The sequence below is a fragment of the Rhizobium sp. SEMIA 4085 genome (genome assembly GCF_013004495.1).
GTDB classification, from domain to species: domain Bacteria; phylum Pseudomonadota; class Alphaproteobacteria; order Rhizobiales; family Rhizobiaceae; genus Rhizobium; species Rhizobium gallicum.
Genome location: NZ_JABEPH010000299.1, coordinates 1 through 7,836, shown reverse-complemented (window position 1 = coordinate 7,836; position 7,836 = coordinate 1). Strand labels below are relative to the sequence as shown.

5 protein-coding genes and 2 pseudogenes are annotated in these 7,836 nt (G+C 57.7%); 6 read left to right on the top strand and 1 reads right to left on the bottom strand.

Translation table 11 applies throughout. The features are described 5' to 3' along the window. Positions 1–304: 304 nt before the first annotated feature. The 5 genes and pseudogenes from C9413_RS24045 to C9413_RS24025 all read left to right on the top strand — a co-directional run bounded on the left by C9413_RS24045 (position 305) and on the right by C9413_RS24025 (position 5,788). Positions 305–1,084: a DUF1194 domain-containing protein gene (locus C9413_RS24045; protein WP_040115290.1), complete on the top strand. Its 780-nt coding sequence runs from the start codon at positions 305–307 to the stop codon at positions 1,082–1,084. Between the two features lie 777 nt (positions 1,085–1,861). Next, positions 1,862–3,115 (top strand): annotated as a pseudogene (locus C9413_RS24040) (sensor domain-containing diguanylate cyclase). Between the two features lie 496 nt (positions 3,116–3,611). Further along, positions 3,612–4,025, top strand: coding sequence for a membrane protein (locus C9413_RS24035; RefSeq protein ID WP_040115293.1), 414 nt, complete (start codon positions 3,612–3,614; stop codon positions 4,023–4,025). A gap of 66 nt (positions 4,026–4,091) precedes the next feature. Beyond that, positions 4,092–4,340 carry a hypothetical protein gene (locus tag C9413_RS24030; RefSeq protein WP_040115295.1) on the top strand — a complete coding sequence of 83 codons (249 nt, stop codon included), beginning with the start codon at positions 4,092–4,094 and terminating at the stop codon, positions 4,338–4,340. A gap of 365 nt (positions 4,341–4,705) precedes the next feature. Continuing rightward, positions 4,706–5,788 (top strand): YihY/virulence factor BrkB family protein, encoded by a 1,083-nt coding sequence (locus tag C9413_RS24025; protein WP_040115297.1) that lies wholly within the window; start codon positions 4,706–4,708, stop codon positions 5,786–5,788. A gap of 21 nt (positions 5,789–5,809) precedes the next feature. On the opposite strand, the pseudogene C9413_RS24020 reads toward C9413_RS24025, so the two are convergent. After that, positions 5,810–6,657, bottom strand: a pseudogene (locus C9413_RS24020) (acyl-CoA thioester hydrolase/BAAT C-terminal domain-containing protein). A gap of 201 nt (positions 6,658–6,858) precedes the next feature. On the opposite strand from C9413_RS24020, the gene C9413_RS24015 reads away from it, so the two are divergent. After that, entirely contained in the window at positions 6,859–7,260 is a 402-nt protein-coding gene (locus C9413_RS24015; RefSeq protein WP_040115299.1) for a hypothetical protein, read from the top strand. The last annotated feature ends 576 nt before the right edge of the window (positions 7,261–7,836 follow it).

Below are 7,836 nucleotides of genomic sequence, written 5' to 3'. Positions count from 1 at the left end.
CCAACTAGCGGCATACCTGCCGCAGGCAAGCCTGGCAGGGCGCCCTGAAGATGGATTGCCATGACCGCAACCATTATCGTGTTCAGCCGCAAATTCGTGCAATCGGCGCCGCTGTACACCGACAACTTTTCGGCTCGTGTCGATCGCGGTCGTCGAGATCGGGACGGATAAACGTCGGATGCTGTCGACAGAGCCGGATTTCCATCTCTCACCGAAAGTTGAAGGGCCGCAGGCGCTCGAGGGTCATTCTCCGACCAAGCTGTGTTACAGTCCTTTGCGTGAATAACGCAGTGATTGGTTGACGATGTTTACGACGCTCGCGGTGCTCATCGGCCTCTCCGGTCTCCCCTCGACAGTGGCGCAAGCTTCGGAAGTCGAGGTCGATGTCGAACTTGTCCTTGCTGTCGATACCTCACGGTCCATGGATTACGAGGAAGTTCGCATCCAGCGCGAGGGCTATATCGAAGCGCTCAAGCACAAGGAATTCATCGACGCGGTGAAGGGCGGTCTCACCGGTCGCATTGTCATCAGCTATTTTGAATGGGCAGGCTATGTTGTGCCCGGTTCCGTGATCGAGTGGCAGGCAATCGAGACGCAGCAGGATGCGCTCGATTTCGCCAATAAGCTGGAAGCGCGACCGATCAGCACGCAGCGTCGTACATCGATCTCCGCTGCGATAGCCCAGGGCGCCACAATGATAGTCTCCAGCCCCTATGACGGCATAAGGAAGGTGATCGATGTTTCCGGGGATGGGCCAAACAATTCCGGCGATCCGGTCATGTCTACCCGGGACAAGGCGTTAGGGGTAGGCATCGTCATTAACGGTCTCGCCATTATGCTGAGACCTGCCGAGGCTCCGAGCGGGCTCGACAAATATTATGCGGATTGCGTCATCGGCGGCCCCGGATCCTTCGTGCTGCCGGTTCGCAAGATAGAGGATTTCGCCGTTGCTGTGCGCCGTAAGCTGGTCATGGAGATCAGTGGCCTTACCCCGCCGGCGGAGATTCAAAAAATCGCCGACGGCATACCGGCTACCGACTGCATGATTGGCGAGAAGCAGTGGCAGGACCTGTTCAACCGCTGAGTTTCACTGTCCTACCATCCGTTTCCGTTCGGTTCTTACAACTGCGTCTCTCAGTCCGCTGCTCTACCGGGTGACCGGTTCTTCGTTCGGCGACAACGAGTCCCTGACGGCGATGCTCACCAAAAATGCGCTTTCGGCAACTTGCTGAACGCCGGATATTTATTGAACGAACACCCGTCTCCGACGCTTCATTGTCTATCGCGCAGCCCCCACGCCTTCTATCACGAGCTTCACGCCGAGCGCCCCTGCGACGGCCCCTGCTGCCCGGTCGATCCATTGCTTGGAAAGCAGGTAAACGGAACGCGGTTTTCTGGACGAGAAAGCGAAAGCGACAATCGCGTACCAGACGAATTCGTTGCAAAAGAGCAAAGGCGGCAGGACAATCAGCTTCGCACTGGCACAGAACGAAAACGCGCTTCTGGGAAAGCGGACTCACGATGACAACAGTTCCTTCTCCAACGCTCTTGCGCGTAGTGCGCTCCGAAGCGCTCTAAAACTTTTACGCGCCCAGCCGTGAGGTCGACGCTGAGCGCGCAGAAACTAGGCCGCGAAACTGCGGCAGGGACGCGATCGACCCTGGAAATGGTTGACAAGTCTGAGCAGGCGCCACCAAGAAGGGCTGGCGAAGAGGAACCGACTGCGGCCTCGACCGGCTTTTCAGCACTCAGTGCGCGGCATCCGAATCCCTGAAGCGTTAACTTTTCGCTATCGCCGAATTCCTTTGTTAATTTTTCGAATCGATCATCAACCCACGGACCTTTGAGGAGAGACGCGGAAATGGCAGGGGCAAGACCATTCGGGAAGTCATCTGCAGTGGCCGCCGAGCGGGAAGCAGCCCGCCTGGCTGCACTGGAACGCTTCGACCTGCTCGACACGCCAAGAGACGAAGGCTTCGATCGGGTGGTGCGGCTGATCAAGGAAATCTTCGCAATCGATATCGGTATCGTCTCGCTGATCGATGCGCATCGTCAATGGTATAAGGCCTGCTCCGGCCTTTTTAACCGATGAGGTGCCGCGCGAAGATACGTTCTGCCGCTACGTCGTGGACTGCGAAGAACCAATCATCGTGGAGGATGCAACCAAGGATCTGCGGTTTTCAAACCATCCGGCGGTGACGGGCAAGACCCACATCCGTTTTTATGCAGGCGTCCCATTGAAAACGAATGACGGACACGCAATTGGCACGGTGTGCGCGATAGATCGCAGGCCAAGATCATTCGGCAGCAGAGATCTGGCGATCCTCACCGAACTTGCGGGTGCCGCCATGGATCGAATCGAATTACTGCAATCGGCAGCCACCGACAGCCTGACCGAAGCCCTAACGCGGCGCGCCTTCAAGCAGGAAGCCGAGCAGCTCATCTCCTTGGCTTTGCGGCACCAGCACAGTCTTTCCTGCGTCGTCTTCGACATCGATCATTTCAAGCGAGTCAACGACACCTATGGTCATGCTGCCGGAGACGAGGTTCTCAAGACGGTCGCGTCAACATGCAGGGCAGCACTGAGGGCCGGCGATCTGTTTGGCCGCCTCGGGGGCGAAGAGTTCGCCATTATCCTTCCCCATATTGACCGGGAAGGTGCAATTGCAGTGGCGGAAAAACTGAGGACTGCGATCTCGTCGCAGGAAATCCGCGGCGACTACGGCACGCTGAGGGCGACAGCCAGCTTGGGAGTCTCGGCACTCTCGATCGTTAGCAAAGACATCGAGACACTTCTGGCCCAGGCGGACGCCGCGATTTATCATGCCAAGCATAAAGGACGAAATCGTTGCGTCTCGTGGAGTTCCATTCAAGCGGATCAGACGATGGGCAACCGTCGTCGGGTGCTGAAGGCTGGTTCCATTATATCTAACGATCGACGTTCAACCATCGACTGCACCATCAAGTCCCTCGGTAGCGACAGTGCCGCGCTTTCCGTTTCAAACTCGGCCGGTATTCCTCCCGAGTTCGTTCTGGCTATTAAAGGGGAAGGTTTCGAGACGGGTTGCCAGGTGATTGCCCAGGATCGGCACACGTGGAAGTGGCATTCAGATAGCGTCAGCCACGTTCTTAAGCCCACGCATAAGAGAGCTGTCAGGGGCCACTCCTTTGGGCGTGGATTGCGCAGGTGTTTCGCTCGCCTCTTATGAAGGACCAGCACCAAACGAACCTGATTGAACCGGAGCTGGTCCGCAGACTAACCAGCGAGGACCTCGACAGGTTGAGGACCTGGAAAGCCGCAGCTGCTGTTTATGTCGGACAGGGCCGATGTCGCAGCCCTTACCGAAGCGGTACATCGCAGGTCCGCTTCTACGAGGATTTGCCCGACGATACGTTCCCCAGCGCAGCCATTGGACTCGACGACGAAGGCTATCGCACTCTCGAAGACGTCGCCGCGAAGCGGATCGAAGCTTCATGGTCCATCTGGACTGCGCGACTAAACGCTCCGTCATCCAATCGGTCAGCAGCAATTCGACTGCGTGGCTTGTGCGCTTGAACGCAGGACCGTCTGCTCCAGTTAACGTGGAAAGACCATTTCAGGGAGACCGCCCATGCCGCCTCGCAAACGAACCGACACCGCGCCCTTGGTTGCCAAGGGTGCCAAGATCGGCGAGCCCGTTCCCAAGGCGATTGTCGACACCAACACCGCCGCGGTAGGCATTCCGCCTCAGCCGGACTATGATCCTCGCGAAGAAATCAGCGCCCTGCGCAAGCAGATGGAGGCGTTGCGGCAGCAGATTTCCGACGCCGCGCAATCCGTAAAGGGTGGCGCAAGGCAAGCCGCACGTCAGACTGAAGCAACGGTTAAGCTCTATCCTGTTTCATCACTCCTGACCGCCGCGGCGGTCGCCGGTGCGTTTGCCTTTGCGATCGCCGGTCTTCGATCATCTACGCCTCGCTCACGCTACGACCGGGCGCTCGATGAAGTCCGCGATCTTTACGACCGTATCCGCGACCGTCTTTAGTCACATTTAGTGATTGCCTGTTGATCGATTCTCCCCCACGCTGCGTCATGCAAGCGAGGGACACGCATGCTCGAAGTCATTATACGCCGCAGCCTGGACATCGTTGACCGGACGGAACGCTTGGTCGAAAAGGCGAGAAGGCTGATCGGAAGTGGCAGTCTCGACGACGTCGAGGCATATCGAATTCACGAGGAGATCGAGCGCCTTACGGACCTCGTCTTCATCATGGATGACGCAGCGCGGTTGCTCCGCCGGACGTTCGAGCAACGTCCAGAGATGGCTCGTGTGTATCCTGCTCACGTGACCCTGCAGTAGGACCGTCACGCCCCCCGAGACGCACGCTGCTGTGCTCAGAGGAACAAACCTTCCAATTGATGGTTCATGAGATGCGGCAGGCGCCGTCCGCCATGCCGCATACAGAAACCGAAACACGAACACCTTGGCCAAGCCGCCGACGCGGAGAAAAACACGGTTGCGGCCCAGCTGTATTCGATGATGGATTAAGACCGAAGATTGCATCCGACGTCTCTAACGAGGCTGTTTCAGTCGCGTCCGACGTTCATGATGCTTCCAAGGTAGGATGGTCGAGGAGGCGGACAAATCTTAGGATGAGCAAGGGGAACCGCGATCCCAACAAGAAGCGTGGCCCACCGCAATTACCCTGCTGAATGGAACTACCTATGCTCAGTCGTCCGCACATTAAGCTGTCGAGCGTCGCCACCCTCCTTGTCTTGGTGGGCGGTGTACTCGTCGCACTGAGGGGCACCCATGGAGACACGCCAGCCGGATCAGTGGAGACTGAGTTCGAGGCTGGTCGAGGAAGGGACGCAAGCGTTCCCGAGGCGATACCTGTAAAAGGCCTGCGCGATGTCTTTTGGCGGGTGGTTCACGAGGTCATCGATGATCGTGTGACACTCATAGCAGCCGGAGTGACGTTCTACCTCTTGTTGGGTCTTTTCCCCTCGCTGTCGGCACTCGTCGCGCTTTACGGGCTGATTGCAGATCCGGCCACCATGGCTGGCCACCTCCGGGAACTGTCAGGACTGCTTCCGCCGGGCGCGTTCGATCTCATCGCCGATCGCATCAAGAGCCTCGCGGAAAGCCGCGACTCGACGCTTGGCATCACTTTCTTCGTTGGCCTTGCCATCGCCCTGTGGAGCACGCACAGCGGGACGCTGGCGGTCTTCGATGCGATGAACGTGGCCTATGAAGAAAAGGAAAAGCGGGGACTGGTCAAGCTTAACCTCGTAGGGCTGTGCTTCACTTTCGGCGCGATGCTCTCTGCCGCCACAATAATAGGATTGGTCGCTGTCATGCCTGTGGTGCTTTCCTATCTTTGGCTCGACCTATTCAAAGAGCACATGGCCCTGCTCCTGAGGTGGCCGCTGTTGCTTTTGATCGCAGCCGCAGCCACCACCGCCGTATACCGCTTCGGTCCGAGCCGCGAGCCCGCCAAGCTCCGATGGATGACGTGGGGTGCCTTTCTTGTGAGCTTTTCATGGTTTGCGATGTCGATCGGATTTTCGTTCTACCTCAACCACTTCGCCAACTACGACGCGACCTATGGCACCCTCGGCGCGCTGATCGGCTTCCTGGTCTGGATTTGGCTGTCGATCGTCATCCTGATCGTGGGAGGCGAGCTGAATGCCGAGCTGGAACACCAGACGGCGAAGGACACTACCACGGGCGCACCATTGCCGATGGGATCACGCGGAGCCTATGTGGCGGACACTCTCGGCGAGACTGCAGACCGGCTGCGCTGACCACCATGGCGTCCAACACGGTTATGCGAGGTGTATAATATTGGCAAAAGCAACCCAAGCAGCCCTTCCCAGTCGCCTCTCAGATTTATCGCTGCCCCCGTGCGCATGCAGCGACGATCTTGGCGTTGTTTCCGCTGGAAGGAGGATACGATGACCAGCCTCTGGATCGCAAATCAGCTCGGCTTCTTTCGCGAACATTTGGCGGCGATGAAGAACCGATCTCGCAAAGCTCTCCGAGCGCCAGAGCGTCACTGCCGCCAGCGATCAGAATTATTTTTGCCCGGCTTTGTTCGACGGGAATGGTGGCAGCCGGAATCGATTTGGCGTAGCGTTGAAGACAGTGCTCGAACAAGCTTCGATAGGAAACCAGCCCGTTCGTGTATTCCTTTGTCCATAAAGGATCGGTGGGTACGAAGGGCAGGGCTCGCTCTTCCATGTCCACGATGAGCGCTCCGGCCAGGCGATGCCGTCACGGCCCGGTCCGATGTTCCCCCAGACAACGGACGTTGGGCTCATGGCAAAGACTGCGTCGACGCGCTCATCGCGTGCAGCAACAAGCAGAGCAGCTTCCGCACCTTTTGATGTTCCGGCTATGGCGATCTGCCTGCAGCCGCGTTTCTCAAGTTCGTCGATTGCTTGGACGAACGTCTCCAGCGGGACTTCACAGATTCCTGGGGCTTGGCCCTCGCCGCCGAACCAGCGCAGGGCAAGCGACGTTGCGCCGATGCTGGCGAAGAGCGGAGCACGTGGAACATCGACACGCCCGCTCGATCCGGCGAGAACAAGGGTTCCCCTTCCGTCCGCCGATCAGGTTCAAGCAATATTCCTTGGACGTTTCCGGATAGATCGATCTGGATACAGCTCGCCATTGAACAGCCTTGACATGTGCATCCTTGTTTTTGGCAGAGGCCAACCTGCGTTTCCCAACGCTGCCAACCACCTGAAGGGTGCTCGAAGCAGTGTAAGAATCGGAAACACTTTGTGACTAAGTTACTCCGAATGCTACGTTTTTCTATCTTGTCGTCCTAGCGGTCCTGACGGATATTAGCGAGCGATGAGAGGTAGCCACGATGATCAGAATGATTAATGACCCGGCAGAGCTGGCGGGCGAGGACATCACAGGCAAATATATACTGCGAAAGTTGAACTACCACTGGTTCGCCTACGGCAAGGCCGCCATTGTCACCGCGTGCAAGGGGACCATTCTGCACCTCGACCGTGAAGAGACTGTCTATTCGGAACGCTGGGGTCGCCGCGCCTATACCGGCACTGGTAAGCGTTATCCAGGCGGCGTGTGTCCTATCTCGGCAGTCGCCTGCGTCTGTGACACGGCAGACGATGTCAACGCTGTTATCCAGCTGGACGTTGAAGCGCAGGACGAATTCTACCAGCTGATTGCCAAAGCTGAAGCCAGGGTCCATGATCTTGCCGCTTCCTCACAAAATAACTTCTTTCTAGCGGCCGCCGAATAAGTGGCTGATGAGCGCTATCGCGCGGAAAAGAAATAGCGCTGATAGTTAAAGTGCTGAGTTGCTGGTGCGGGGGCAACGGCGTCGAGAACAAAAGGACTTTACGAGAGCAACAATGCCGATTTAGCTGGCCTTTCCAGACGGCCAAGTGGTCGCGGGCCGCGATAGGTCAGCAGCCAATGCTTCCGGCAAAACCAGAGCGTGATCGCCTCGCTCTCCTCGAAGTCGCAGCAGCATTCCGTACAGCGGGTGCGCGTCGCTGGTTGGTCGTAACCCGGAGGACCGCTTTGCCAGCTTGCATTGAAGCGCGTACTGAACGGCGAGACCAGCACAACAATCGCCATAATGTTGCGACTGAACTCACAAGACGCTGAGCCAGTTTTCTCACTTCAGCCTACCCGTGCGTTCGTCGAGAAGGATCGAGCGATGACAGCCGCCTTCTAGTAGATCAGCGCGCACAGAAAGATTTATGCGCCGCCGCGCCCAATGCGACTACAAGGCCGAGATGCGGGGATGCACGGAACTCCCGCTCTCATGACGGATCAAAGGGCGACACCGGACACGGGGAAGAAGAGCGGA